Here is a 24,581-nt window from a genome sequence, read left to right as displayed (position 1 = left end):
CGCTACTCGGCCGCGTCGCGGATGCCCGCCGGCGTATCCGGGATTCCGGAAGGCTTGTCCGGGAAGGTGCAGATGACAGTCGTGCCCCTGTCCTGGCCGGTCTCGATGCGCACGGTCCCGCCATGCAGTTCGACGAAGCTCTTGACGATCGAGAGTCCAAGCCCGGCGCCGCGCCGGCGTCCGCCATTGGCGCGTGGCTCGAAGCGGCGGAAGACCGATTCCAGCACGTCCGGAGGCATGCCCGGGCCGTCATCATGCACCGAGAACTCGACGCTGTCGGCCAAGCGGCGGCAGGTCAGCCGGATCGTGCTTGCCTCCGGCGCGTAGTTCGCCGCGTTGCTGAGCAGGTTGTAGAGAATCTGGCGGATGCGGATTTCGTCGCCATGGAAGCTCGCCGGCGCCTCCGCCGCGTCGATCTCGAGCTTGATCCGGTGCTCGTCCAGCCGGTCGGCGACCAGTTCGGCGGCGGCGGCGATCGTCCGGTCGATGTTCATTTCGGAGATGTCGAGCTGCATGATGCCGGCATCGACGGTGGCCAGGTCGAGGATATCGTTGACGATGGTGAGCAGCACCGAGGACGATGAGCCGACATGCTCGACATATTCGCGCTGTTTCGGCGTCAGCGGTCCGGTCGCGGGCAGCGACAGAAGCTCGGTGAAGCCGATGATGTTGGTCAGCGGCGAGCGCAGCTCATAGGACACGTGCTGAACGAATTCGTTCTTCAGCTGGTCGGATTTCTCCAGCGCCTCGTTCCTGTCCTTCAGCGCCCGTTCGACATTGACGGTGTCGGTGACGTCGACGAAGGTGATCATCACCTGGCCGTTGGGCAGGTGGATCACCGCGTAGCTCAGCACCGTGCCGTTGACCAGCTCGATCTGGCCGCGGCGGTCGCGGCGCTCGTCGTCGAAGCCGGTGACCGCGGCGACGAAGCCGCCCCACGGGCTGTTCGCGGCGCGCTGGTCGCAAAAGTCGCGGATCGCCGAGACATGGACTTTCGGCTTGACTGCTTCCACCGTCAGCCCCCACAGCGCGACGAAGGCTGGATTGGACAGGCGCAGCCGACCGTCCGGACCGAACACGACCACGCCTTCGGCGAGGTTGTCCAGCGTCTCGCCCTGCACGCGCACGGCGGTCTGGTAGCGGCTTTCGAGATCCATCTTCTCGGTCAGGTTCTCGAACACCCAGGTGACGCCGCCCTTCGGCTGCGGGTTCGCCACGACGCGGATCGTCTTGCCGTCCGGCAGATGCCACCAATGCTCCTGCGATTCGACGGCGCGATAGGCGCTGAGCAAGTTTTCCTTCCAGCGCCGCCATTCCGGCTGCTCGGCGATCCTGCCTTCGCTGCGCAGCCTGTCGAGCAGCAACGTGTTGGAGGGAGCGCTGAGCAGGAAGCCCGAGTCGAGACCCCACAGCTTCTGGAAGGCCTGGTTGAAGAAGCGCAGCTTTTCCTCGGTGTCGAAGATCGCTACCGCTGTGTTCAACTGGTCGAGCGTGTCGGCATGGCTGCGCACGGTCCGCTCATATTCGGCGCGGATCGTCTCGGCGGCACTGGTGTCGCAGGCAAGTCCCGCCGAACCGTCGGTGCCGGCGAAATCGGTGACCGCGAACATGCGGCGGTCGCCCTCGATCACGGTGGAAAGCGTCTGCTCGAAGACCGGGCGCGACTTGTGCTGCTCGGCGATCTGCTCGCGCGCCTGGCCGCCGAGGAATTCCTTCGCGTCGCGCACGGCCGCGGCCGTGCTTTCCGCCTCCACCGCCTCGGCATAGGCGCGGTTGACCCATTGCAATCGCCCGTCCGCGCCGCGCAGCCACGCCGGCATCTTCAACGCGTCGAGCAGGCCGACCATGGTGTCGTAGTCGGCGCTGAGCCGCTGGTTCTCGATCTTCAGCCTGGCCTGGTTGCGCAGCGTCTCCGACAGCGAGACGAAGCGCACCAGCACATGCGCCGCGCTCTTGCGGCCATGCACCTCCAGCGGCACGCCGGCCTGCGTTTCGATGACGAGATCGAAGGCCCTAGCCTGTTCGCGCAGCGCCGCGACCGCGTGCTCCAGCGCCGCCGCCGAGCGCGGCATCAGCCAGCGGCCGAAGGCGAGGAAAGCGGACCTGTCGTCGGGCGCGCCGCTTTCCAGCGGCAGGCTGCCGATGAGTTCGGGTTTCTTGTTGTCCGTGGTCCACACCACCAGGCGCTGGTCGCGCAGGTTGAGCAGAGCCTCGGAGCGCTGCAGCGCCGCGTTGACGTCCGCGATGCGGGCCCTGAGCTGTAGATTCTGCGAGGCGGTGCGTGCGCGCTCGCGGATCAGGAAGATGGCCGAAACCAGCGCCGCGCCCATGACGCCGACGAACATGGCGAGCTGCATGACCTCGACGGTGCTGACCGGCGCCGCGGCCTTTCCCGGAATGCCTGTCTCGGCGTGGGCGGCAAAGGCGAGCAGCGGGCCTGCAAGCGCCGAGGTGGCAAGCAGCGACGCCAGCCGCAAGCCGGCACCAAAACCGCCGCCGCTCACGGCGGGGCCGGCCTCGTTCGAATCCTCATGGCCGCCGGAAACGGCCTTTCCCGCGCGTGGCGGGTAATCCCCCGGCATGTCTTGGTCCTCTTCGCCGCTTGAATGCAAGACCGCCCTGAATGCGTCCCCGGCCCAACATGTCCCCGGACCGCGAATCACAACAATAACGCTTGCCGGAATCGACGTGAAGAATCATTGGCGCAAAAAATAAAGCCGGATGGAAAGTCAACCACCCGGCTTCAATATATGGTAGATAATTTCGTTTTGGTTAATAGCGGTAGTGTTCGGGCTTGTACGGGCCCTGCGGCGTCACGCCGATATAGGCGGCCTGTTCGCCGGACAGCTCGGTGAGCTTGGCGCCGAGCTTGTCGAGATGCAGCCGCGCGACCTTCTCGTCGAGGTGCTTGGGCAGCACATAGACCTGGTTCTCGTACTGGCCGTGCTTGCTGAAAAGCTCGATCTGCGCCAGCACCTGGTTCGTGAACGAGGCCGACATGACGAAGCTCGGATGACCAGTGGCGTTGCCGAGGTTGAGCAGGCGTCCCTCGGACAGAAGGATCATCCGCTTGCCATCCGGGAAAGTGATAAGGTCGACCTGCGGCTTGACGTTGGTCCATTTCAGGTTGCGCAGCGACGCCACCTGGATCTCGTTGTCGAAGTGGCCGATATTGCCGACGATCACCATGTCCTTCATCGACCGCATATGGTCGAGCGTGACGACGTCCTTGTTGCCGGTGGTGGTGATGACGATGTCGGCGTTGGGGGCCGCGTCTTCCAGCGTTACCACCTCATAGCCGTCCATCGCCGCCTGCAGCGCGCAGATCGGGTCGACCTCGGTGACCTTGACACGGGCGCCGGCGCCGCGCAGCGAGGCCGACGAGCCCTTGCCGACGTCGCCATAGCCGCAGACCACCGCGACCTTGCCGGCCATCATCGTGTCGGTGCCGCGGCGGATGCCGTCGACCAGCGATTCCTTGCAGCCGTATTTGTTGTCGAACTTCGACTTGGTGACGGAATCGTTGACGTTGATCGCCGGGAAGGGCAGCAGGCCCTTCTTCTGAAGCTGGTAGAGGCGGTTGACGCCGGTGGTGGTCTCCTCGGTGACACCGCGGATCGCTTCCCGCTGCTTGGTGAAGAAACCGGGCGAGGCCTTCAGGCGCTTCTTGATCTGCGCGACGAAGTATTCCTCCTCCTCGCTCTGCGGATTGGACAGCACATCCTCGCCGGCCTCGGCGCGCGCGCCGACCAGAATATACATGGTGGCGTCGCCGCCATCGTCGAGGATCATGTTGGAGAGGCCGCCATCGGCCCACTGGAAGATCCTGTCGGTGTAATCCCAGTAGTCCTCCAGCGACTCGCCCTTGACCGCGAACACCGGGATGCCGGCCTCGGCGATCGCCGCGGCCGCATGGTCCTGCGTCGAGAAGATGTTGCAGGAGGCCCAGCGGATGTCGGCGCCCAGCGCCTTCAGCGTCTCGATCAGCACCGCCGTCTGGATGGTCATGTGCAGCGAGCCGGTGATGCGCGCGCCCTTCAGCGGCTTCTTGGCGCCGAACTCCTCGCGGCAGGCCATCAGGCCCGGCATTTCGGTTTCGGCGATCTCGATCTCCTTGCGGCCCCAGCCGGCAAGCGAGATGTCGGCGACCACATAGTCCTTGCTACCCGTCATGGCAGTGCTCCGGTGTGATTTTTTCTCAAAGACGCGCCGGCGCCGGGAGGCGCGTGGAAGGGCGCGGTTGCCGGCTTGACTAGCAGATCGGCCGTCGCCCGACAATGGGATATAAAGAAATCTTTATGCGCGCATGTCTCTGCGGGCGGTGCATGTCGCCCAAAAAGTGCGCAGCGGTTTTGGGATCACGACATGCACAAGCAGAAATCATGTCGCCCAAAAAGTGCGCAGCGGTTTTGGGATCACGACATGCACAAGCAGAAATCATGTCGCCCAAAAGTGCGCAGCGGTTTTGCGATCACGGCATGCACCAAAGCAAAAATTTCAGATTTCCTCGCCGAAACGCGAGGCGACCAGCTGCTCCAGCGCATCCATGGCCGGCACGGCTTCCGGGCCGCTGGCGATGACGCGGATCGAATAACCCGGGCTTGCCGCCAGCATCATCAGGCCCATGATCGAGGTGCCGCCGACCTTCACACCGTCCTTCTCGACATGAATGGTGGCGTCGAAGCCGCTGGCGATCTGGACGAACTTGGCCGAAGCGCGCGCATGCAGGCCGCGCTGATTGATGATCGGGAACTCCCGCACCACCTCATCCGTACGCGGCGCCGGTGCGTTCATTTGCTGCTCAGGAGCTGGCTGGCGACGTTGATGTATTTGCGGCCCGCCGCCTGCGCCTCGTCGAGCGCGGCGGCCATGTTGTCGCCCTTGCGGATCGAGGAGAGCTTGATCAGCATCGGCAGGTTCATGCCGGCGATCACCTCGGTGCGGCCCGATTCCATCACCGAGATGGCGAGGTTGGAGGGCGTGCCGCCGAACATGTCGGTGAGCACGATGACGCCGGCGCCGGTGTCGACGCGCGCCACGGCGTCGACGATGTCGGCCCGGCGCTGCTCCATGTCGTCATCGGCGCCGATCGCCACGGTTTCGAAATTGTCTTGCGGCCCGACGACATGCTCGACGGCATGCCGGAACTCGGTAGCGAGTTGACCGTGCGTCACGAGCACGAGTCCGATCATTCTCTGGTGGCTCCCGTCATCGCCTCTTCACAGGCGTATCTTATGTTCGCCAGCCATTCCAGGCGGCGGGAGCGCTATCTTGTCGACGCACGGCCGGTTGACAAGCCCAAAATTGCGGCAGCCCGGGCCATTTTGACGCATCGCAGCAAAAAACCCGGGGCGGATCATGAAAAAGGCTGGATCGACAGCCGCGCCACCAGCAGGGGCAGCGCGGCGGTGACGTTTTGCCGGGCGACGTCGACGCGGGGCAGCCGGCATCCGTCGATCGTCTCCGCTGCTTCGTCCTGCAGGCGCGGCATGTCGGCCGCCTCGACCAGCCGCACCATGAGGTCGATCACGGCGGCCGGTTCGAAAGCCAGCGGCCGCGGGCCGATGCCGTGCACCTCGGCGAGACCGGCGATGCTCGCCGGCGCGCGGCACACCAGCCGGCCGCCATGGGCCACCGCAAACAACTGGTCGTCGCCCACCAGCCGGGCAAAAAGCCCCCGCGCGCGGCAATGATCGATTAGCGCCAGCGCCAGCGTCGTCTTGCCGGCGCCCGACGGCCCGGTGATCAGCACGCCGCGCTCGCCGACCAGTATGGCCGTGCCATGGATGTTGCGGGGCTTTGCGGCGGCGTCCGGCATGTTCGGCTCGGCGGTCAGCCTTCCGCCGGCAGCGTCACCACGAAACGCGCGCCCTTGATCTCGCCGGGCTTGGTGCCGGGGATGTTTTCGGCCGTCAGCGTGCCACCATGCGCCTCGACGATCTGGCGGCTGATCGACAGCCCGAGGCCGGAGTTCTGGCCGAATGCCTCGCCGGCCGGCCGGTCGGTGTAGAAGCGTTCGAAGATGCGATCGATCTTCTCCGCCCGGATGCCCGGGCCGTTGTCGTCGACGGTGATGATGTTGAACTTGCCCGCGCGCGCCAACGAGATCGCTATGTGGCCATGCTCGTCGGGCACGAAGGAGCGCGCGTTCTCGATCAGATTGGTGATGACCTGGCCGATCCTGAGGTCATGGCCGACAACGAAATAGCCTTTGGCGCCGGCCGGCAGCTTGGCGACCTTGAGCTCGATCTCGACGGCCTTCTTGTTGCGCGTCGCCTCGCGCGAGACCGCGATGAGATCGGTGGTGAATTTCTTCAGATCGACGGTTGCGGCATCCTCGCGCGCCAGCTCGGCATCGAGCCGCGAAGCGTCCGAGATGTCGGTGATCAGCCGGTCGAGCCGCCTCACATCGTGCTGGATGATTTCCATCAGCCGGCCACGCGAGTTCTCGTTCTTCGCCAGAGGCAGCGTCTCGACCGCGCTGCGCAGCGAGGTCAGCGGGTTCTTCAATTCATGCGAGACATCCGCCGCGAAACTTTCGATCGCCTCGATTCTCGCGTACAGCGCATTCGTCATGTCGCGCACGGCAATGGACAAATTGCCGATCTCGTCCTGGCGATCGGAAAAATCGGGGATTTCCTCGCGGTTCTTGACGCCGCGCCGCACCCTGACGGCGGCCGCGGAAAGCCGGCGCAGCGGATTGGCGATGGTGGAGGCGAGCAGCATCGACAGGATCGCGGTGACGAGCGCCGCCACCCCGAACACGCGCAGGATCGCCTTGCGCTCGGCCGCGACGATCTTGTCGATGTCGCCGCCTTCGGTGGACAGCATCAGCACGCCGAGCACGGCGCGGAAGCGCTGGATCGGCACCGCGACGGAGACGATCTGTTCGCCCTGCTCGCTCACCCGCACGATGGTCGAGGGGCTGCCGGTCAGCGCCTTGACCACTTCGGGGAAGGCCGCGCCATTGCCGCCGGGTTGCTCGTGGTAGACCGGCAGGTCCTTGTTGCGGAAGAAGTCGAAGATGAATTTCTCGACTTGCTCCACGACGCCGGGCTGTTCGTCGTCGACGGGCGGCAGGTCGTAGCGCAGGATCTGGCCGCGCGAATAAAGATGCCGCGAATCGAGCAGCAGGTTGGCGTCGCGGTCATAGATGCGGGCGCGGGTGCGCGTCGGCGAGATCAAGCGTCGCAGCACCGGCGCCACGCGCTCGGGATTGATCGGGAAATCGAGGTTGTCGAGCTGGTCCGACCCCGGCCCCAGGCTTTCGCCCGCCTGCAGCTCAAGCAGCTTTTCCGGGTCGATGCTGATCGAATCGGTCTCGACGGTCGCCGAGGCCGCGATCGCGCCGGCGATGATCTCGCCCTGCGTCATCAGGCTTTCGACGCGCGCGTCGATCAGCCCGTCGCGGAAGGTGTTCAGGTAAAGGATGCCGGTGACCAGCACGGCGAGGCCGGCCAGGTTGAGGAACAGGATGCGCCGGGTCAGGCTGGAGAAGATGTGATGGCCGAGAAACCGGCGCATCGGCACCGTGAATTTCGACACGAAGGCGGGCACGATCCGCGACGGGCGCCTTGCCGCGCCCGCCCGTCTGCCTCGCTCTGCTTCCACTGCCATCGACTAGCAGGCCCTGCTTAGTTAGTGGGTAGTGAGTGGGCAGTAGGCAGTAGGAGCAATGATTGGCTGACCGCGGCTATGCACGAATGGCCGCTCGCATCATTCAAAACTGACTACGGACTATTCCCTACTGCCTATTCTCATGCCTCGCGGAACCGGTATCCGACTCCGTAAAGGGTTTCGATCATCTCGAAGTCGTCGTCGACGGCCTTGAACTTCTTGCGCAGCCGCTTGATGTGGCTGTCGATGGTGCGGTCGTCGACATAGACCTGCTCATCATAGGCCGAATCCATCAGCGCATCACGACTTTTTACCACGCCGGGGCGCTGCGCCAGCGAATGCAGGATGAGGAACTCGGTCACCGTCAGCGTCACCGGCTCGCCCTTCCAGGTGCAGGTGTGGCGCTCCTGGTCCATCACCAGCTGGCCGCGTTCGAGCGAGCGGGCCTGCTGGCTCGGCGCCTTGGCCGCCGCCTCGCGGGCGCTGGTCCGGCGCAGCACGGCGCGCACGCGCTCGACAAGGAGGCGCTGCGAGAAGGGTTTGCGGATGAAGTCGTCGGCGCCCATCTTGAGGCCGAACAATTCGTCGATCTCGTCATCCTTCGACGTCAGGAAGATGACCGGCAGGTCCGACTTCTGGCGCATGCGGCGCAACAGCTCCATGCCGTCCATGCGCGGCATCTTGATGTCGAGGATGGCGAGGTTCGGCGGCCGCGCCGCCAGGCCTTCCAGCGCCGAGGCGCCGTCGGTGTAGGTTTCCACCCGATAGCCCTCGGATTCGAGCGCGATCGACACCGAGGTCAGAATGTTGCGGTCGTCGTCGACAAGCGCGATTGTTGCCATTTCAAGCGGCTCCCTCATGAGCTGTCCCTTCTGTCGTCGAGAAGGGGCTTTTGCAGGACAAATTGGGTACAAAATGTGGCACGGGCCTTGTCCGAAGTCACGAGCGGCCTGCCGTCACACGACATCGCACCCTAATTGGGATTGGACGCACTAAGCCTGCCAATCCTTTGGGCAACCTCTGCGATTTTTTGCACATATAAACGATTTAAACAACTTTCAAATTTTTTAAATCGATTAATGATTTGATATCATTCGGCTTTTCTGGTTTTGAACCTGACGGCCCCAGCGCGGGCTCCGGGAAGTCACCCGTCAGATGCGGCCAAATCCAGAGAGGAAATTTGATGTCGGAAGCCGGCAAACGCAACCCCGACTGCGCCATCGACGCGATCGGCCTGAAGACAGCGGGCATGGTACGCTATAATTTTGGCGCGGCGGAACTCTACGAGGAAGCGATCCGGCGCGGCGAGGCGAGGTTGACCGCGCAGGGCGCGCTGGTCGCCGAGACCGGCCAGCACACCGGGCGTTCGCCGAAGGACAAATTCGTCGTGCGCGACGAGGCGACCGGCGGCCAAGTCTGGTGGGACAACAACAAGGCGATCTCGCCAGCACAGTTCGAAGCGCTGCTCGCGGATTTCAAGGCTCACGCAACCGGCAAGGACCTCTACGTGCAGGACCTCGTCGGCGGCGCCGACGCCGATCTCAAGCTGCCGACCCGGGTCGTCACCGAATTCGCCTGGCATTCGCTGTTCATCCGCAATCTTCTGATCCGCCCTGAAGCCGCGGAGCTCGAGCGTTTCGTGCCGCGGATGACGATCGTCGACCTGCCCTCCTTCCGCGCCGATCCGGCACGTCACGGCACCCGCACCGAGACGGTGATCGCGGTCGATCTCACCCGCAAGATCGTGCTGATCGGCGGCACCTCCTATGCCGGCGAGATGAAGAAGTCGGTGTTCACGATGCTGAACTACCTGCTGCCGGCAAAGGGCGTCATGCCGATGCACTGCTCCGCCAATGAAGGTCCGGACGGCGACACGGCCGTCTTCTTCGGGCTGTCCGGCACCGGCAAGACGACCCTTTCCGCGGATCCGTCGCGCACGCTGATCGGCGACGACGAGCATGGCTGGGGTCCGCAGGGCATCTTCAATTTCGAGGGCGGCTGCTACGCCAAGACGATCAGGCTGTCGGCAGAGGCCGAGCCGGAGATATTCGCCACCACGCAGCGCTTCGGCACGGTGCTGGAGAACGTGATGCTCGACGCCAGCCGCGTTCCGGATTTCAACGATGGCAGCCTGACCGAGAACACGCGCTGCGCCTATCCGCTGGACTTTATCCCCAATGCCTCGAAGACCGGCCGCGCCGGTCATCCGAAGAACATCATCATGCTGACCGCCGATGCCTTCGGCGTCATGCCGCCGATCGCCAGGCTGACGCCGGCGCAGGCGATGTACCACTTCCTGTCGGGCTATACAGCCAAGGTCGCCGGCACGGAAAAGGGCGTCACCGAGCCGGAAGCGACGTTCTCGACCTGCTTCGGCGCCCCGTTCATGCCGCGCCACCCGTCCGAATACGGCAATCTGCTGCGCGAGCTGATCGCCAGCCATGGCGTCGACTGCTGGCTGGTCAACACCGGCTGGACCGGCGGCGCCTATGGCACCGGCCGCCGCATGCCGATCAAGGTGACGCGCGCCTTGCTGGGCGCCGCGCTCGACGGTTCGCTGAACGCGGCCGAGTTCCGCACCGACGCCAATTTCGGCTTCGAGGTGCCGGTGGCGGTCCCGGGTGTCGACGGCGCCATTCTCGACCCGCGCTCGACCTGGGCGGACAAGGCCGGTTACGATCGCCAGGCCGCAAAGCTGGTCAACATGTTCGCGACCAATTTCGAGAAGTTCGAACGCCATGTCGACGCCACTATCCTCGGCGCCGCGCCGCGCTTGCAGGAAGCGGCTGAATAGCGGTCGCCTCTCATATCTTTCCTCCAGGGCCCGGCTCGCGCCGGGCCTTTTCTTTTTGCCGTCATCGCGTCATGAGTGCGTGCATGGCAAGCGACGACGACATCATCATCTCCGGCGAAGCGGTCATTCGCGCGGGCGACCTGCATGAGGACTTCATCCGCTCGTCCGGTCCGGGCGGCCAGAACGTCAACAAGGTGGCCACCGCCGTGCAGCTGCGCTTCGACGCGGCGAACGCTTCCGGCCTGTCCGAGCGCGTGCGCGAGCGTGCCATCAAGCTTGCCGGCCAGCGCGCCACCAAGGACGGCGTCATCGTCATCGAGGCCGGCCGTTTCCGCACCCAGGAGCAGAACCGGGCCGATGCGCGGGCGCGGCTGACGGCGTTGATCGCCAAGGCGGCCGAGCCTCCACCGCCGCCGCGTAAGAAGACCAGGCCGTCCAAAGGCGCCGTGGAGCGCCGCCTCAAGAGCAAGGCGGGCCGATCGACGGTGAAAAAGCTGCGCGGCCGTGTCGAGAACGATTAAGCACGGTTGAATCGGCTGCTTCCAATTCTGGGTTGCAGGTGGCAAGCTCCGATTGCTGCAACAGCGAGGAGACCAGCCATGGGTATTTTCGATTTCGTCAAAGGCGTCGGCAAGAAGCTCGGCATCGGCGGCGACGACGAGGCATCGCCAAACGCGGATACGTTGAAGAAGGAGCTCGATTCCCACAAGCTGGGCACGGACGGCGTCGAGGTTGCCGTCCAGGGCGACACCGCGGTTTTGAAGGGCACGGTCAAGGATCAGTCGGTCTTCGAAAAGGCGGTGATCGCCGTCGGCAACACGCTCGGCGTCTCCAAGGTGCAGGCGGACGAGTTGAAGGTCGCGCCCGAGGCCGGCAGGGCGGCGCCGGCCAAGGAACCGACGCTCTATACCGTCCAGAAGGGCGATAATCTCTGGAAGATCGCCGAGAAATATTACGGCAAGGGGAAGGGCGCCAAGAACAACGTCATCTTCGAGGCCAACAAGCCGATGCTGACGCATCCCGACAAGATCTATCCCGGCCAGGTGCTGCGCATACCGGATATCGACCAGGCCTGAGGGGCATATCGCCGAGATTGAACGAACGGCGGCTTTCGGGTCGCCGTTTTCTTTTGCCGGTGGCATGCTGGAGCCGGATGATTTCAGGTCTGTTCGATCTGAAATCATCCGGCTCTAAATCAAAAAGATAGAGCATGATGTCGTCCGAAAGCCGCTTCACGCTTTTCGGCATCACGCTCCAGGGCGGATAAACCGGATCGACCCATGCTCGTTCTTCCCAAAGGCGTCCGCCATATGCCGGGCTACATCGCCCGGCCGGCCCAGGAAGCGCTGGTCGAGGAGATCAGGCGCGTCGTGCAGGCAGCACCCCTCTACGTGCCGGCCATGCCGCGCACCGGCAAGGAGATGAGCGTGCGCATGACCAATTGCGGCGCGCTTGGCTGGGTCACCGACAAGGAGCGCGGCTATCGCTACCAGCCCACGCATCCGGTGACGGGCGAGCCCTGGCCGCCGATCCCGGAAGCCTTGCTGCAACTGTGGCGCGAGGCCTCGGCCTATCCGCATCCGCCCGAGGCATGCCTGGTCAACTTCTATTCGGCGGACGCCAGAATGGGCCTACATCAGGACCGCGACGAGCAGGACTTCGCCGCGCCCGTGGTATCGGTCTCGCTGGGCGACGACTGCCTGTTCCGGGTCGGCCAGGACAGGCGCGAAGACGGCACGAATTCGTTCAGGCTGAAGAGCGGCGACGTCGTCGTGCTTGGCGGCGAGGGACGCCTGAGCTTCCATGGCGTCGACCGCATCTATCCCGCGACATCGGCCCTCTTGAAGAATGGCGGCCGCATCAATCTGACGCTTCGGCGGGTGACGGTGCCGGGCTGACACGAGTATCGCGAAGCAGCACCCGCACGGTCTCGTCCTCGGCGATTGGCCGGTAGTCTTGCATCAGACGGACATAGTCCTGGTGGCGCGACAGCTCTTCGGCCGAGGCTTGGTTGTTTTTCTGAATGATGAGTATCGTCGGTCGTTTCGTCTCGAGCTCGGCAAGCTTGCCGTCGATGTAGCGGTCGGCCATCTCACGATAGTGAGAGGCCGCCTCTTTGTTGCCGTCCCGGGTCGCGATCGCCGAAAGGTAAAGCGCCGTATCACTCAGCCAGTCGCTGCAATAGCGTGAGATCCATGTTCCGCCGAGCATGCGGGTAAGCGGATGGCCCGCCGCGATGTCTGAGCCGACCAGCGCGACGGTCGGTTGATGAACCGCGGCCTTGACCTTGGCGACGAATTCAGCGCCCGGCTTTTGTGTTTTCATGAACGGAATGGCCGCGGCGACGACGATGGCGGCCAACAATAGCTTTTGCCCCGGTTCCATCGTCCTGCCCGCCGACGAACGTGGCGCCTGATCGATTTGCGCGGTTCTCATCAGCAGCGCCGCCAGCAGCAGGCTAAACGCCGGGAATGCGTGATAGGGCCAACCCTTGGCCTGGTAGATCAACGGCGCCGTTGCCGCCAGCGAAGCGAGCGTGAACACGCTGACCAATGGCGACGGGGTTAAGCCCGGCCGAAGAAAATGCAGCATCAGGAGCGCGATAAGATAGACCGGGGCATAGTCGATCAGCAGCGCCTGCATGTTCCCCATCCGCATGTAGGTGTCGGCCAGTATCGGATAGATGACGCTGAGGAATTCCGGATAGCAAAGCATCACGGCCACGGCATAGGCGACGCAGATCAGGCCGATCACCCAATATTCGACCGCCAGCAATGGCAAAATCGACCGGCGCCGCCAGGCCACGTACAGCGCCGGGACGAACACCACCAGCGCGTAGTAAGGTTTCACCAACAACAGGACGCTGCCGCCAAGCCCGGCAAGCACCGCCACCAGCAGGCTTGGTCGTGTCTCGTTCGCCGGCGCCGCGCGCCAGGCCATCAGCACCAGCAAAGGCAGGAACAACGCAACGCCCAGATGCTCCCGCTCGCTGAAGGCATTGCCGGGAAAGATGACCAGCAGCGCCAGGAACAGCGGCAGCATGGACAACAGCGCGCTGTTCTCCGCAAAGCCAGCCTGTCTGGCGATCAGCGCGGCAAAGCCGAGACCAATCAGGCAGACCGCATAAGCGTAGACATGGATCACCACTTCCGGCGACAGGCCGAGAGCCTGCGCCAGGGCCACGGCCGGCATGAACAACCAGGGCGTGAACGGCGGATTGACCTCGAACAGATCGACATAGAGCCGGGAGCCGGAAAGCACCCGTTCGGCCATGGTGATTGCCCAGCTGGTGTCGGGTATGACACCCCATCGCATTTGCCAGGGCACCGCCGCCGCCAAGACGAGCAGGCAGAGGACCAAGGTCCGTGTCACCACGCCGGCGCTGGACACGCCGGCCGGCGAGCGGTCCAGGATCGGGGTCATGGCCGACCTCTCGGCAAGCGAAGCGCGGGTTTCCATGTTCATCGGACCACCGCCGTGAAGACGAATTGGCGCAGGATAATGAAGTTCAGGACCGGAACCAGCGTGCAGGCCATTGCCACCGGCACCAATGCCGGCAGCCCGACGACGTCGGCGAGCACTACGGTCAGCCCGACCGTGAGCAGGAAGCCGATCGCCGTGGCGCAGGCAAAGCGGATGATCTCGAAGCCCACCGCGCCGTCAGACATGAACGTCACGAAGCGGTGCCCGCAGTAGGAGAACACCGCGCCGGTGCCGTAGCCGGCGATCGAGGCGACCGCCGCCGGCATGCCGAAGCCATCCCGGTCCGATAGCGCCAGCGTCACTCCCGCATAGATCAGGGTCGATACGCCGCCGATCGCGGCAAACCGCAGGATTCGCGCCGACTCCGAACGACCCATGGCCCATGATCGTAATCGCTGGCCGGGCGAGGGAGCTCCTGCAGCCACGATCTTCTGCTGATTGAGCGCCTGCAGCAAAGTCAGCCGAGCCGCCGTTCGCGCTCTGCAGGCGCGTACCTCGGCGCTTCGGCATTTCTCATCGCGGCGATCGCTTCCTCAAAACCGGTTAATCGATCGACCACATAGAGCGGTCTCCGCTTCACCTCGGCATGGATACCGCCGACATAGAGGCCGATGATGCCGGTCATGAAGAGATTGATGCCGGACAGGAAGGAGATGATCACCACCGTCGATGTCCAACCATGGACGACGTCGTTGGTGAAGAGCCAGGAAGCCAGGGCGTAAAGGCCGAGCACGGCCGCAAAGCCGGAAATGGCGAGGCCCGACCACAGCGCCAGCCGCAAGGGCTTGTCGGAAAAGCTGATGACGCCATGGACCGCTAGCCGCACCATTTTCCAGAACGGATATTTGGTTTCGCCGGCCGCGCGCTCGGGCCGTTCGAACGACACCGCAGTTTGCTTGAAACCCATCCAGCCGAACATGCCGCGCACGAAGCGGTCGCGCTCGGGCATCTGCTTGAAGGTTTCCAGGGCCTTTCGTCCCACGAGCCGGAAATCGCCGACGTCGCGGGGGATGGTCACGGAGGTCATCTGCTCGAGAGCGCGGTAGAAGAGGCTGGCGCTCGCACGCTTGAAGAGCGTTTCCCCCTCGCGTTTGGTGCGGCGGGCATAGACGATCTCATAGCCTTCCTTCCATTTGGCGACGAGGTCGAGCACCACTTCGGGCGGATCCTGCAAGTCCGCGTCCATGACGATCACGGCGTCGCCGGCTGCGGCGTCCATGCCGGCGGTGATCGCGATCTGGTGGCCGAAATTGCGCGACAGTTCGATCAGCCGGAAACGTGGGTCCGAGGCCGTCATGCCGCGCAGGAAGATGACGCTTGTATCCCGGCTGCCATCGTCGACGAAGATCGCCTCGGCGCTGGCGTCGAGCTTGTCGAGCAAGGCCGTGATCCGTCGCACGAGCAGCGGCAGCACCGCCTCCTCGTTGAAGATCGGAATGACCAGTGAATAGACCGGGGCCTCGCGGCCGGCGGCATTGCCCGCATTGATCACCGGTTGCCTCCCGACACCGCTGGAGTTTGGCTCGCAAAGCTAGTCGGGATTGCCTAAGGCGCCGTTAAGGGGTCACAATTTCCTTAACGCCACTTCCTCGATCAGGTGGTTGGCGCCCTTGCGCAGGATGAGATCGGCCCGCGCCCTGGTCGGCAGGATGTTCTCGCGCAGGTTCTTCAGGTTGATGTTGGCCCAGAGCCCTTCGGCGATGGCCCGCGCGGCATCCTCGGAGAGCTGCGAATAGCGATGGAAGAAGGAGTCCGGATTGCGGAAGGCGGTTTCACGCAGCCGCATGAAGCGCTGGATGTACCATTGATGGATCAGCTTCTCGTCAGCATCGATATAGATGGCGAAGTCGAAGAAGTCGGACAGGAACGGCACGATCTTGCCGTCCTTCGGCAGCTTGCCCGGCTGCAGGACGTTGATGCCTTCGAAGATCAGTATGTCCGGACGGTCGATGGTGACGAACTCGCCGGGGATCACGTCGTAGGTCAGGTGCGAATAGACCGGCGCGATGACGCTGTTTTGCGCCGACTTGATGCCGGACAGGAACCTGAGCAGCGCGCCGACGTCGTAGCTCTCGGGGAACCCCTTGCGCTCCATGAGGTTCTCGCGGCGCAGGATCTCGTTGGGCAACAGGAAGCCGTCGGTGGTGATTAGGTCCACCTTCGGGCTCGACGGCCAGCGCGCCAGAAGCTGCTTCAGCACGCGCGCCGTGGTCGACTTGCCGACCGCGACCGAGCCGGCGATGCCGATGATGAAAGGGGTCTTGACGACATCCTGCGCCTTGAAGAAGGCTTGGCGCTGCCTGAACAAAAGCTGGCTTGCCTCGACATGCGCCGAAAGCAGGCGGGACAACGAAAGGTAGATGCGCTTGACCTCTTCCAGGTCGACCGGGTCGTTGAGCGAGCGCAGCCGGTCGATCTCTTCCCCGGTCAGCGTCAGCGGCGTGTCGGCACGGAACTGCGACCATTGCTCGGCGGAGAAGAATCGATAGGGGGAATACTTCTCGGTCGGAGCAAGCTGGTCCATCGGGTTTCCTACCCTCCTCGCCGTCAGCCCCGGGCCATCAACCGCGGGGACGGGACGCCTTTTCGGCGATGCCCGAGCGGCCGGTTCGGCTCTCGAGCTCCTTCAGCACGTCGTCAAGCGGAATGCCCGCTATGCTAAGGACGACCAGCCAATGATATATAAGATCGGCGCTTTCCGAAACGAGGGCCTGCCTGTCGCCGCGGATGGCGGCGATCACGGTCTCGACCGCTTCCTCGCCGAGCTTCTGCGCCGCCTTGTCCATGCCTTTGGCGAACAGCTTCGCCGTCCATGAGTCAGCGTCGCCGGAATGGGCGCGCTGATGGATGATCGTTTCCAGCTCGGCGAGCGAAAATTGAGCCATAGCAGTGATTTAAGTCCGATATGCCGACGAGTCCAGCCGCATCGGCAGGCCGGCTCTGGCCATGTGCGCCTTGGCCTCGGCGATCGTGAAGGTACCGAAGTGGAAGATCGAGGCGGCAAGCACCGCACCGGCATGGCCGTCGCGGATGCCTTCGACCAGGTGATCGAGCGTTCCGACGCCGCCGGAAGCGATCACCGGCGCGCGCACCGCGTCGGCAATCGCGCGGGTGAGCGCAATGTCGTAGCCGGCCTTGGTGCCGTCGCGGTCCATCGAGGTCAAAAGGATCTCGCCGGCGCCGCGATCGACCATCGTCTTGGCGAATTCGACCGCGTCGATGCCGGTCTTCTCGCGTCCGCCATGAGTGAAAATCTCCCAGCGATCGGCTTCGCCGGCCGCAGACACCTTCTTGGCGTCGATCGCCACGACGATGCACTGGTTGCCGAACTTGTCGGCGGCTTCCGCGACGAAATCCGGGTTCTTCACCGCCGCAGTGTTGATCGATACCTTGTCGGCGCCGGCCAGCAGCAGCTTGCGGATGTCGGCCACCTGGCGCACGCCGCCGCCGACGGTGAGCGGCATGAAGCACTGCTCGGCCGTCCTGGCGACCACGTCGAAGATCGTCTCGCGATTGTCGGACGATGCGGTGATGTCGAGGAAGCAAAGCTCGTCGGCGCCAGCCGCATCATAAGCCTTGGCGGCTTCGACCGGGTCGCCGGCATCGATCAGGTCGACGAAATTGACACCCTTGACCACGCGGCCGTTCTTGACGTCGAGGCAGGGGATGACGCGGGCCTTGAGCATCACTTGCCTTCCAGGGTCGAGAGCAGGTCGACCACCAGCTCGCCGACCAGCGGCGGCACGTCGCCCTTGGGGTCGAAGGCCGGATCATAGGCGGAAATGGTCAGCCCGGCGATGGCGAGCGGACCGGCGAGACCGCACATCGCGGTGCGCACCTGTTCGGGCGCCGGACCGCCGGGCGTGGTGTAGCGGTTGGCCTGCAGCTTCTCGGGATCGTGCACGTCGAGGTCGACATGCATGTGCACCTGGTTTGCGCCATCGGCCTTCAGCCTTTGCGCAGCAGCCTTCCAGTCCGGGCACTCGGTCCGGATGACGGGCAGCGTTTTCAGCAGCTCCTTCTCGGCCTCGTCGAGGTCGCGCGCATTGACCAAAACACAACGCGACGGATCGACCGGCTTGAAGCCGGGAATCTGGTTGGCCATCGGCCGCCAGCACAGGCCGAGTGCGACAGCCAGCGCCATGCCGTCGAGGAAGCCGGTGGTGGAGGTCTCAGGCGTGTTGAGGTCGCCATGCTGGTCGGCCCAGATAATGGCGTCAGCGCCGGCACCGGCCACGGCGCCCGCGGCGGTCAGGCAGTTGCCCGCCAGCACGATCGGAAACCGCTTCTTGTCCATCGCGATGCGGACCTGGCCCGAAACGGCATTGCAGACGGCGAATCCGGTGCTGATCTCGCGCTCTTCTTCGTCCTCGACCACCTTGCCGATGTCATGCACCTCGACGTCGTGGCCGGCGAGCTTCAGCGCCTCGGCCAGCCCGCCCGAGATCAGCGCGTCCGGGCCCTGGCCGCAGCCGCCGTGGAAATGGCCGCTGTCATAGGATGCCAGGATGATGGAAATGTTCACGCTCTTGCCTCCGCCCGCTCGCCGCGCAGGATCGCCAGCGCTTCGGCCGGGTCGATACGTCCGTCATATAGGGCGCGGCCGGAGATCGCGCCTTCGAGTTTGTGCGCGTCGGGCATGGTCATGCGCACGATGTCGGCGATCGAGGCGAGGCCGCCGGACGCGATCACCGGAATGGACACCGCCTCGGCGAGGTCGATGGTCGAATCCCAGTTGATGCCGGTCAGCACGCCGTCCCGATCGATGTCGGTGTAGATGATGGCGGCCACACCTGCGCCCTCGAACTTCTTCGCCAGCTCGATGACGCCGAGCTCGGAGGCCTCGGCCCAGCCCTCGACGGCGACCTTGCCGCCCTTGGCGTCGATGCCGACCGCTATTTTTCCGGGAAAAACCTTGCAGGCTTGCTTGACCAGTTCGGGTTCGCGCACCGCCACCGTGCCGAGGATAACGCGCGTCAGGCCGCGGTCCAGCCAATCCTCGATCTGCGGCAAGGTGCGGATGCCGCCGCCGAGCTGCACCGGATTCTTTGTCGCCTTCAGGATGGCGCCGACCGCCGCTGAGTTGACACTCTGGCCCTTGAAGGCGCCGTTGAGGTCAACGACATGCAGCCACTCGAAACCCTGGTCCTCGAAGGCCTTCGCCTGCGCGGCGGGATCGTCGTTGTAGATGGTGGCGGTGGCCATGTCGCCGTGCTTCAGGCGCACGCACTTGCCGTCCTTGAGGTCGATCGCCGGAAACAGGATCATGGGTCAGGCGCCCTCGACGATGACGAAATGGCCGGTCGAGGCGGCGAGCCGGAACTTCGAGGCATGCTGATATTCAGGCGAGTGATAGCATTCGATCGCCTTGTCGTAGGTGTCGAACTCGACCAGCACGTGACGGTTGCCGGTCGCTCCTTCCGGGCTCTCGTAGCGGCCGGCCCGGACCGGGAACTTCGCGCCGTATTTCGCGAAGGCGACGGCATTCGCTTCGATATACTGCTTGTAGACGTCCGGATCGCGGACATCGATCATCGCCATCCAATAGCCCTTCTTGCTCATTTTCAGGGCCTCCACTTCAAGAAATTGGTGATCAAGGCCAGGCCGAGCGCCTGGCTCTTTTCAGGATGAAACTGCGTGCCGGCGATATTGTCGCGCGCAACCGCTGCCGTCACCGCGCCGCCATAGTCCGCTGTCGCCACGATCTCGGCCGGGTTCTTCGCTTCCAGATGATAGGAATGGACGAAATAGGCGTGCAATCCCTTCGCCCCGGTCTCGATGCCGGAAAACAGCGGATGCGGGCGGGTAAGCTCGATCGTGTTCCAGCCGATCTGCGGGATTTTCAGCGCCGGATCGGACGGCGTGATCTCCTTGACGTCGCCGGCGACCCAGCCGAGGCCCTTGGTGACGGTCTTTTCGAGGCCGCGTTCCGACATCAGCTGCATGCCGACGCAGATGCCGAGGAAAGGCCGCCCCTTGGCGATTGCCGCTTCCTCCACCGCCTCCCACATGCCTGCCACCGCGTGCAGGCCGGCGGCGCAGTCGGCATAGGCGCCGACACCCGGCAGCACGATGCGGTCGGCGGAACGCACCCGCTCGGCGTCGGCCGTCAGCTCGATCGTCGCCGCAAGGCCCGCCTCATGCGCGGCGCGCTCGAAGGCCTTGGTGGCCGAGCGCAGATTACCCGAACCGTAGTCGATGATGGCTACCCGCATGTCAGGGCCTTCCGGGCGTATGGGTCAGTCCCAGCGCCATGCCTGTCTGTGGCGGACGGGCCAGCGACGCATCCGGCACGATGCGCGGCATTGGCGCCTCCTGCTCGACATCGTCGGCGGTTTCCAGCGCATGGCGCGTCTCGGCATCGCCGAGATTGCCGGCCTCGACCACGCCCCATTCCCGCCAGCCGCGCCGGCGAAGTGCCGCGATGCGCAGGCCCCGGCCTTCGAACCCGACATAGAGCGAGACCAGCAGCGACAGCAGCGATCCGGCCGCTTCGAGCCCGAGCCTCTCGCCGAGCACCGACAGGAGCGCCATGACGATGAAGGTCAGGGCCGCCTCGATCCACAGCTGGTGCCAAGCGAGCCAGAGCGGCGCGGCCAGGAAGCCCAGCCAGGTGAAACTGTCGCGCACGAAGATCGCGTCCTCGGCTTTGTTGCCGCCAGCCGGCGGCTGCATCACCACATAGATCGCCATAGGGCTATCCTTTCAGGGATCCCTTGGTGGAAGGCACCGCGTCGGGCTGGCGCGGATCGCGCTCCAGCGCCGCGCGCAGCGCCCGCGCCACCGCCTTGAAGCAGGTTTCGGCGATGTGATGGTTGTTGGCGCCGTAATGGTTGGTCACATGCAGCGTGATGCCGGCATTCTGCGCCAGCGCCTGGAAGAACTCGCGCACCAGTTCGGTGTCGAACGTGCCGATCTTCGGCGACGAGAAGGCGACATTCCAGACCAGGAAAGGCCGGCCGGAGACGTCGATCGCCGCCCTGGTCAGCGTCTCGTCCATGGCGAGGTCGATCGAGGCGTAGCGCATGATGCCGCGCCGCTCGCCCAGCGCCTTGCTCAACGCCTGGCCGATCGCGATCCCGGTGTCCTCGACCGTGTGGTGATCGTCGATATGCAGGTCGCCCTTGGCCTTGATCGTCATGTCGATCAGCGAATGCCGCGACAGCTGGTCGAGCATATGGTCGAAGAAGCCGACACCGGTCGAAATGTCGGATTTTCCCTTGCCGTCGACATGGACGGAGACCGAAATCTCGGTTTCCTTGGTCTTGCGGCTGACTTCGGCCGAACGCGTCATCGCTCTGTCCTTGTTGCCCTGTTCGGAGGCGCCAGGGCTTGAAAACGAAAGCCTTCTATCAGCATGATCCGGCGATTGCCAGTTGCCATTCCTAGCGGTATCGGCCTCGGCTGAGGGGCGGTTTGCAATCGTTGGCCCTATGCATACATATGGCCGATCAAACTCACTCGTACCGCGCCAATCGCCTTTTCAAGGGATAGCGCGCATCGGAGCTCAAATGTCGAACGAACTCACCATGCACGCCACGACCATCATCAGCGTGCGCAAGGGCAATAAGGTCGTGATCGCCGGCGACGGCCAGGTCAGCCTCGGCCAGACGATCATGAAGGGCAACGCCCGCAAGGTGCGCCGCATCGGCAAGGGCGGCAGCGTCATTGCCGGCTTCGCCGGCGCCACCGCCGATGCCTTCACCTTGCTCGAGCGGCTCGAGGCCAAGCTCGAGCAATATCCCGACCAGCTGACGCGCGCCTGCGTCGAGCTCGCCAAGGACTGGCGCACCGACCGCTATTTGCGCCGCCTGGAAGCCATGATGCTGGTCGCCGACAAGTCGGTCTCGCTGGCGCTGACCGGCAATGGCGACGTGCTGGAGCCCGAGCATGGCGTCATGGCCATCGGTTCCGGCGGCAACTACGCGCTGGCGGCTGCCCGCGCGCTGATCGACACCGACAAGGATGCCGAGGAGATCGCCCGCAAGGCGATGCAGATTGCGGCCGACATCTGCGTCTATACCAACAACAATTTTGTTGTCGAAACGCTCGATGCCGCCTGACGACCATGATCCCGAACCGAAGGACCGCGAAAGCGAAAAGTGGCCGCCGGTTTTCGGACAGGATCATGGTCGAACCAGCAGACACATATGATTTTCGGCCGGTCACGCAAAAAGACCTGCCGATGATCGCCAGTTGGCTGCGCGAGCCGCATGTTGCCGCATGGTGGGACGATCCGACCAAGGAAATCGCCGAGATCCGCGAGCATATCGATTCGGTCTCGGTGGAACCGCTCATCGTCGAGCTCGACGGCAGGCCGATCGCCTATCTGCAGAGCTATGACCCGCATATGGAGGACGATCATCCCTATGCCGATCAGCCCTTCGGCACGCTTGGCATCGATCTGTCGATCGGTCCGCCGGAGCTGGTCGGCATCGGCCACGGCTCGGCCATCCTGCGCCAGTTCGTCGAGGAGCTTTTCGAGGAAGGCGCGCCGCGCGTCATCATCGATCCGCATCCCGACAATGGCGGCGCCATCCGCGCCTATGAGAAGGCGGGCTTCAGGCCGATCGGCCGCAGGCATTCGCAATATGGGGACGTCGTGCTGATGGCTGTCGATGCGGCCGAAGACGACGAAATTTTGGGGGACTGACTGAATGACCGCATCCGAACAGGATAAGACGCTATCGGCCTATGAGGACAGCTGGCGAATGGGCCTGCTGCTCGTGCTTGCCCTGGTCATCTTTCAGGCGGGCGCCTTGTACGGCATGGGCCATCCGCCGATCTGCACCTGCGGCTACGTCAAGCTCTGGCACGGCGTGGTCAACAGCTCGGAGAATTCCCAGCACATCGCCGACTGGTACACCTTCTCGCATATCATCCACGGCTTCCTGTTCTATGCGCTGGCGACGTTCCTGCTTCCACGTTCGCCGGTCGGGCTGAGGCTCGCTTTCGCGGTCCTGATCGAGGGCGGCTGGGAGCTTCTGGAAAACAGCCCTTTCATCATCGACCGCTACCGCGCCGGCACGATCTCGCTCAACTATTACGGCGACTCCATCATCAACTCGGTGTCCGACACGCTGTTCATGGCGCTGGGATTTGTGATGGCGCGAAAGCTACCTATATGGGTGATCGTGGCCCTGGCGCTCATCTTCGAGCTCGGCACGGGCTACATCATCCGGGACAATCTGACGCTCAACGTGATCATGCTGCTGCATCCGTTCGAGTCCATCAAGCAGTGGCAAAGTGGAATTTGAGTCTTATGAGCACCTTTTCTCCCCGTGAAATCGTTTCGGAACTCGACCGCTTCATCATCGGCCAGAAGGACGCCAAGCGCGCCGTGGCGATCGCCTTGCGCAACCGCTGGCGCCGCCAGCAGCTGGAAGGCCAGATGCGCGAAGAGGTGATGCCGAAGAACATCCTGATGATCGGCCCGACCGGCGTCGGCAAGACCGAGATCTCGCGCCGCCTGGCGCGGCTTGCCGGCGCGCCCTTCGTCAAGGTCGAGGCGACCAAGTTCACCGAGGTCGGCTATGTCGGCCGCGATGTCGAACAGATCGTGCGCGACCTCGTCGAGGTTGCCATCGGCCTGGCGCGTGAAAAGATGCGCGGCGATGTCAATGCGCGCGCCCAGGTCAATGCCGAGGAACGCGTGCTGGAAGCCCTCGTCGGCAAGACGGCGAGCCCGGCGACCCGCGATTCGTTCCGCAAGAAGCTGCGCGACGGCGAGCTTGACGACAAGGAGATCGAGATCGAGGTGGCCGACACCGGCACCGGCGGCATGCCCGGCTTCGAGATTCCCGGCATGCCCGGCGCCAATGTCGGCGTGCTCAACATCAACGACATGCTGTCGAAGGCGATGGGCGGCCGCAAGACCAAGACCCGCAAGACCACGGTGCGCGATTCCTACGCGCTGCTGGTCAATGACGAGTCCGACAAGCTGCTCGATCAGGACGAGGTGGTGCGCAAAGCGCTGGAATCGGCCGAAAACGACGGCATCGTCTTCCTCGACGAGATCGACAAGATCGCGGCCAGGAGCGACATTTCGGGCGGCCCGTCGCGCGAAGGCGTACAGCGCGACCTGCTGCCGCTGGTCGAAGGCACCACGGTCGCGACCAAATATGGGCCGATCAAGACCGACCATATATTGTTCATCGCTTCGGGCGCCTTCCACGTCTCCAAGCCGTCCGACCTGCTGCCCGAGCTGCAGGGCCGCCTGCCGATCCGTGTCGAGCTGCGCGCGCTGGAGAAGGCGGATTTCATACGCATCCTCACCGAGACGGAGGCGAGCCTCATCAAGCAGTATATCGCGCTGATGAAGACCGAAGGCGTCGAGCTGACCTTCACCGACGACGCCATCGATTCGCTCGCCGGCATCGCCGTCGACCTCAACGCCAGCGTCGAGAACATCGGCGCGCGGCGCCTGCAGACGGTGATGGAGCGCGTGCTGGACGAAATCTCCTACGACGCCCCGGACCGCAACGGCACGGCCGTCACCATCGACGCCGCCTATGTCGAGAAGCATGTCGGCGACTTGTCTCGCAACACCGACCTGTCGCGGTTCATCCTTTAAGCCTGTCTTGGTTTCGGGGCTCAAGCTCGCCCCGAAACGCCCTCGCCAATGCCCGATTTAGAGCCGGGTTCAGGCCGGCCTGAAACGCCCCTCCAATGCGAAGTGTGGCCAAAT

General features: G+C 64.1%; 27 protein-coding genes. 8 read left to right on the top strand and 19 right to left on the bottom strand.

Annotated elements, in window-relative coordinates; all coding sequences use genetic code 11:
• Positions 1–2: 2 nt before the first annotated feature.
• From FJ414_RS04530 to FJ414_RS04495, 7 genes are all read right to left on the bottom strand, one after another.
• Positions 3–2,582 (bottom strand): PAS domain-containing sensor histidine kinase, encoded by a 2,580-nt coding sequence (locus tag FJ414_RS04530; RefSeq protein WP_140641749.1) that lies wholly within the window; start codon positions 2,580–2,582, stop codon positions 3–5.
• A 190-nt stretch (positions 2,583–2,772) separates the two neighbouring features.
• Positions 2,773–4,173, bottom strand: coding sequence for an adenosylhomocysteinase (gene ahcY / locus FJ414_RS04525; protein ID WP_140641747.1), 1,401 nt, complete (start codon positions 4,171–4,173; stop codon positions 2,773–2,775).
• Between the two features lie 324 nt (positions 4,174–4,497).
• Entirely contained in the window at positions 4,498–4,794 is a 297-nt protein-coding gene (locus FJ414_RS04520; RefSeq protein ID WP_140641744.1) for an HPr family phosphocarrier protein, read from the bottom strand.
• Positions 4,791–5,192, bottom strand: coding sequence for a PTS sugar transporter subunit IIA (locus tag FJ414_RS04515; protein ID WP_027166957.1), 402 nt, complete (start codon positions 5,190–5,192; stop codon positions 4,791–4,793). Before FJ414_RS04515 ends, FJ414_RS04520 begins: the two co-directional genes overlap by 4 nt.
• A 164-nt stretch (positions 5,193–5,356) precedes the next feature.
• Positions 5,357–5,818, bottom strand: a complete 462-nt coding sequence (locus tag FJ414_RS04505; protein WP_140641740.1) for an HPr kinase/phosphorylase — start codon at positions 5,816–5,818, stop codon at positions 5,357–5,359.
• Between the two features lie 14 nt (positions 5,819–5,832).
• Entirely contained in the window at positions 5,833–7,617 is a 1,785-nt protein-coding gene (locus tag FJ414_RS04500; protein ID WP_140641738.1) for a sensor histidine kinase, read from the bottom strand.
• 140 nt (positions 7,618–7,757) lie between these two features.
• The gene (locus tag FJ414_RS04495; protein ID WP_006201274.1) at positions 7,758–8,459 is read right to left on the bottom strand and encodes a response regulator transcription factor; all 702 of its coding nucleotides are present in this window, start codon (positions 8,457–8,459) and stop codon (positions 7,758–7,760) included.
• A gap of 341 nt (positions 8,460–8,800) precedes the next feature.
• On the opposite strand from FJ414_RS04495, the gene FJ414_RS04490 reads away from it, so the two are divergent.
• The 4 genes from FJ414_RS04490 (at position 8,801) to FJ414_RS04470 (ending at position 12,309) form a co-directional block, all read left to right on the top strand.
• A complete protein-coding gene (locus FJ414_RS04490; RefSeq protein WP_140641736.1) occupies positions 8,801–10,411 on the top strand; it encodes a phosphoenolpyruvate carboxykinase in 1,611 nt (536 codons plus the stop codon).
• Between the two features lie 83 nt (positions 10,412–10,494).
• A complete protein-coding gene (gene arfB / locus FJ414_RS04485) occupies positions 10,495–10,932 on the top strand; it encodes an alternative ribosome rescue aminoacyl-tRNA hydrolase ArfB (protein WP_140641734.1) in 438 nt (145 codons plus the stop codon).
• Positions 10,933–11,010: 78 nt separating this feature from the next.
• Positions 11,011–11,487 carry a peptidoglycan-binding protein LysM gene (lysM, locus tag FJ414_RS04480; protein WP_140641732.1) on the top strand — a complete coding sequence of 159 codons (477 nt, stop codon included), beginning with the start codon at positions 11,011–11,013 and terminating at the stop codon, positions 11,485–11,487.
• Between the two features lie 204 nt (positions 11,488–11,691).
• Positions 11,692–12,309: an alpha-ketoglutarate-dependent dioxygenase AlkB gene (locus tag FJ414_RS04470; protein WP_140641728.1), complete on the top strand. Its 618-nt coding sequence runs from the start codon at positions 11,692–11,694 to the stop codon at positions 12,307–12,309.
• Here the strand turns inward: FJ414_RS04470 and FJ414_RS04465 are convergent.
• From FJ414_RS04465 to hisB, 12 genes are all read right to left on the bottom strand, one after another.
• Positions 12,272–13,834, bottom strand: a complete 1,563-nt coding sequence (locus FJ414_RS04465) for a glycosyltransferase family 39 protein (RefSeq protein ID WP_140641726.1) — start codon at positions 13,832–13,834, stop codon at positions 12,272–12,274. The genes FJ414_RS04470 and FJ414_RS04465 overlap by 38 nt on opposite strands.
• A gap of 38 nt (positions 13,835–13,872) precedes the next feature.
• Entirely contained in the window at positions 13,873–14,271 is a 399-nt protein-coding gene (locus FJ414_RS04460) for a GtrA family protein (RefSeq protein ID WP_140641724.1), read from the bottom strand.
• An 80-nt stretch (positions 14,272–14,351) separates the two neighbouring features.
• The gene (locus FJ414_RS04455) at positions 14,352–15,386 is read right to left on the bottom strand and encodes a glycosyltransferase family 2 protein (RefSeq protein WP_246672296.1); all 1,035 of its coding nucleotides are present in this window, start codon (positions 15,384–15,386) and stop codon (positions 14,352–14,354) included.
• 72 nt (positions 15,387–15,458) lie between these two features.
• Complete coding sequence (gene coaA, locus FJ414_RS04450; protein ID WP_140641722.1) at positions 15,459–16,418, bottom strand: type I pantothenate kinase; 960 nt, start codon at positions 16,416–16,418, stop codon at positions 15,459–15,461.
• A 37-nt stretch (positions 16,419–16,455) separates the two neighbouring features.
• Positions 16,456–16,779: a phosphoribosyl-ATP diphosphatase gene (locus FJ414_RS04445; protein ID WP_140641720.1), complete on the bottom strand. Its 324-nt coding sequence runs from the start codon at positions 16,777–16,779 to the stop codon at positions 16,456–16,458.
• 9 nt (positions 16,780–16,788) lie between these two features.
• Complete coding sequence (gene hisF, locus FJ414_RS04440) at positions 16,789–17,583, bottom strand: imidazole glycerol phosphate synthase subunit HisF (protein ID WP_181166883.1); 795 nt, start codon at positions 17,581–17,583, stop codon at positions 16,789–16,791.
• A complete protein-coding gene (locus tag FJ414_RS04435) occupies positions 17,580–18,419 on the bottom strand; it encodes an arginase family protein (RefSeq protein WP_140641716.1) in 840 nt (279 codons plus the stop codon). The genes hisF and FJ414_RS04435 overlap by 4 nt, the downstream gene beginning before the upstream one ends.
• Entirely contained in the window at positions 18,416–19,162 is a 747-nt protein-coding gene (hisA, locus tag FJ414_RS04430; RefSeq protein ID WP_140641714.1) for a 1-(5-phosphoribosyl)-5-[(5-phosphoribosylamino)methylideneamino]imidazole-4-carboxamide isomerase, read from the bottom strand. Before hisA ends, FJ414_RS04435 begins: the two co-directional genes overlap by 4 nt.
• A 3-nt stretch (positions 19,163–19,165) precedes the next feature.
• Positions 19,166–19,456, bottom strand: a complete 291-nt coding sequence (locus tag FJ414_RS04425; RefSeq protein WP_140641712.1) for a DUF1330 domain-containing protein — start codon at positions 19,454–19,456, stop codon at positions 19,166–19,168.
• 2 nt (positions 19,457–19,458) lie between these two features.
• Complete coding sequence (hisH, locus tag FJ414_RS04420; RefSeq protein WP_140641710.1) at positions 19,459–20,109, bottom strand: imidazole glycerol phosphate synthase subunit HisH; 651 nt, start codon at positions 20,107–20,109, stop codon at positions 19,459–19,461.
• Position 20,110: 1 nt separating this feature from the next.
• The gene (locus FJ414_RS04415; protein WP_140641708.1) at positions 20,111–20,587 is read right to left on the bottom strand and encodes a DUF2628 domain-containing protein; all 477 of its coding nucleotides are present in this window, start codon (positions 20,585–20,587) and stop codon (positions 20,111–20,113) included.
• A 4-nt stretch (positions 20,588–20,591) separates the two neighbouring features.
• The gene (gene hisB / locus FJ414_RS04410) at positions 20,592–21,188 is read right to left on the bottom strand and encodes an imidazoleglycerol-phosphate dehydratase HisB (protein ID WP_140641706.1); all 597 of its coding nucleotides are present in this window, start codon (positions 21,186–21,188) and stop codon (positions 20,592–20,594) included.
• A 217-nt stretch (positions 21,189–21,405) separates the two neighbouring features.
• Between hisB and hslV the strand changes: the two genes are divergently transcribed.
• The 4 genes from hslV (at position 21,406) to hslU (ending at position 24,467) form a co-directional block, all read left to right on the top strand.
• The gene (hslV, locus tag FJ414_RS04405; RefSeq protein ID WP_140641704.1) at positions 21,406–21,957 is read left to right on the top strand and encodes an ATP-dependent protease subunit HslV; all 552 of its coding nucleotides are present in this window, start codon (positions 21,406–21,408) and stop codon (positions 21,955–21,957) included.
• A gap of 65 nt (positions 21,958–22,022) precedes the next feature.
• On the top strand, positions 22,023–22,547 hold the full coding sequence (locus FJ414_RS04400; protein WP_140641702.1) for a GNAT family N-acetyltransferase: 525 nt from the start codon (positions 22,023–22,025) through the stop codon (positions 22,545–22,547).
• 4 nt (positions 22,548–22,551) lie between these two features.
• Complete coding sequence (locus FJ414_RS04395; protein WP_140641700.1) at positions 22,552–23,151, top strand: DUF2585 domain-containing protein; 600 nt, start codon at positions 22,552–22,554, stop codon at positions 23,149–23,151.
• Positions 23,152–23,156: 5 nt separating this feature from the next.
• The gene (hslU, locus tag FJ414_RS04390) at positions 23,157–24,467 is read left to right on the top strand and encodes an ATP-dependent protease ATPase subunit HslU (protein WP_140641698.1); all 1,311 of its coding nucleotides are present in this window, start codon (positions 23,157–23,159) and stop codon (positions 24,465–24,467) included.
• Positions 24,468–24,581: the final 114 nt, after the last annotated feature.

The sequence above is a fragment of the Mesorhizobium sp. B3-1-6 genome, assembly GCF_006439555.1.
Classification (GTDB): domain Bacteria; phylum Pseudomonadota; class Alphaproteobacteria; order Rhizobiales; family Rhizobiaceae; genus Mesorhizobium.
The sequence above is the reverse complement of the archived record's forward strand: the minus strand, read 5'-3'. Positions and strand labels throughout refer to the sequence as shown.

Coding starts and splice junctions, on each gene's coding strand:
- FJ414_RS04530 (WP_140641749.1), bottom strand. CDS start 2,582: ATGCCGGGGGATTACCCGCCACGCGCGGGAAAGGCCGTTTCCGGCGGC.
- ahcY (WP_140641747.1), bottom strand. CDS start 4,173: ATGACGGGTAGCAAGGACTATGTGGTCGCCGACATCTCGCTTGCCGGC.
- FJ414_RS04520 (WP_140641744.1), bottom strand. CDS start 4,794: ATGAACGCACCGGCGCCGCGTACGGATGAGGTGGTGCGGGAGTTCCCG.
- FJ414_RS04515 (WP_027166957.1), bottom strand. CDS start 5,192: ATGATCGGACTCGTGCTCGTGACGCACGGTCAACTCGCTACCGAGTTC.
- FJ414_RS04505 (WP_140641740.1), bottom strand. CDS start 5,818: ATGCCGGACGCCGCCGCAAAGCCCCGCAACATCCATGGCACGGCCATA.
- FJ414_RS04500 (WP_140641738.1), bottom strand. CDS start 7,617: ATGGCAGTGGAAGCAGAGCGAGGCAGACGGGCGGGCGCGGCAAGGCGC.
- FJ414_RS04495 (WP_006201274.1), bottom strand. CDS start 8,459: ATGGCAACAATCGCGCTTGTCGACGACGACCGCAACATTCTGACCTCG.
- FJ414_RS04490 (WP_140641736.1), top strand. CDS start 8,801: ATGTCGGAAGCCGGCAAACGCAACCCCGACTGCGCCATCGACGCGATC.
- arfB (WP_140641734.1), top strand. CDS start 10,495: ATGGCAAGCGACGACGACATCATCATCTCCGGCGAAGCGGTCATTCGC.
- lysM (WP_140641732.1), top strand. CDS start 11,011: ATGGGTATTTTCGATTTCGTCAAAGGCGTCGGCAAGAAGCTCGGCATC.
- FJ414_RS04470 (WP_140641728.1), top strand. CDS start 11,692: ATGCTCGTTCTTCCCAAAGGCGTCCGCCATATGCCGGGCTACATCGCC.
- FJ414_RS04465 (WP_140641726.1), bottom strand. CDS start 13,834: ATGACCCCGATCCTGGACCGCTCGCCGGCCGGCGTGTCCAGCGCCGGC.
- FJ414_RS04460 (WP_140641724.1), bottom strand. CDS start 14,271: ATGGGTCGTTCGGAGTCGGCGCGAATCCTGCGGTTTGCCGCGATCGGC.
- coaA (WP_140641722.1), bottom strand. CDS start 16,418: ATGGACCAGCTTGCTCCGACCGAGAAGTATTCCCCCTATCGATTCTTC.
- FJ414_RS04445 (WP_140641720.1), bottom strand. CDS start 16,779: ATGGCTCAATTTTCGCTCGCCGAGCTGGAAACGATCATCCATCAGCGC.
- hisA (WP_140641714.1), bottom strand. CDS start 19,162: ATGATCCTGTTTCCGGCGATCGACCTCAAGGACGGCAAGTGCGTGCGC.
- FJ414_RS04425 (WP_140641712.1), bottom strand. CDS start 19,456: ATGAGCAAGAAGGGCTATTGGATGGCGATGATCGATGTCCGCGATCCG.
- hisH (WP_140641710.1), bottom strand. CDS start 20,109: ATGCGGGTAGCCATCATCGACTACGGTTCGGGTAATCTGCGCTCGGCC.
- FJ414_RS04415 (WP_140641708.1), bottom strand. CDS start 20,587: ATGGCGATCTATGTGGTGATGCAGCCGCCGGCTGGCGGCAACAAAGCC.
- hisB (WP_140641706.1), bottom strand. CDS start 21,188: ATGACGCGTTCGGCCGAAGTCAGCCGCAAGACCAAGGAAACCGAGATT.
- hslV (WP_140641704.1), top strand. CDS start 21,406: ATGTCGAACGAACTCACCATGCACGCCACGACCATCATCAGCGTGCGC.
- FJ414_RS04400 (WP_140641702.1), top strand. CDS start 22,023: ATGGTCGAACCAGCAGACACATATGATTTTCGGCCGGTCACGCAAAAA.
- FJ414_RS04395 (WP_140641700.1), top strand. CDS start 22,552: ATGACCGCATCCGAACAGGATAAGACGCTATCGGCCTATGAGGACAGC.
- hslU (WP_140641698.1), top strand. CDS start 23,157: ATGAGCACCTTTTCTCCCCGTGAAATCGTTTCGGAACTCGACCGCTTC.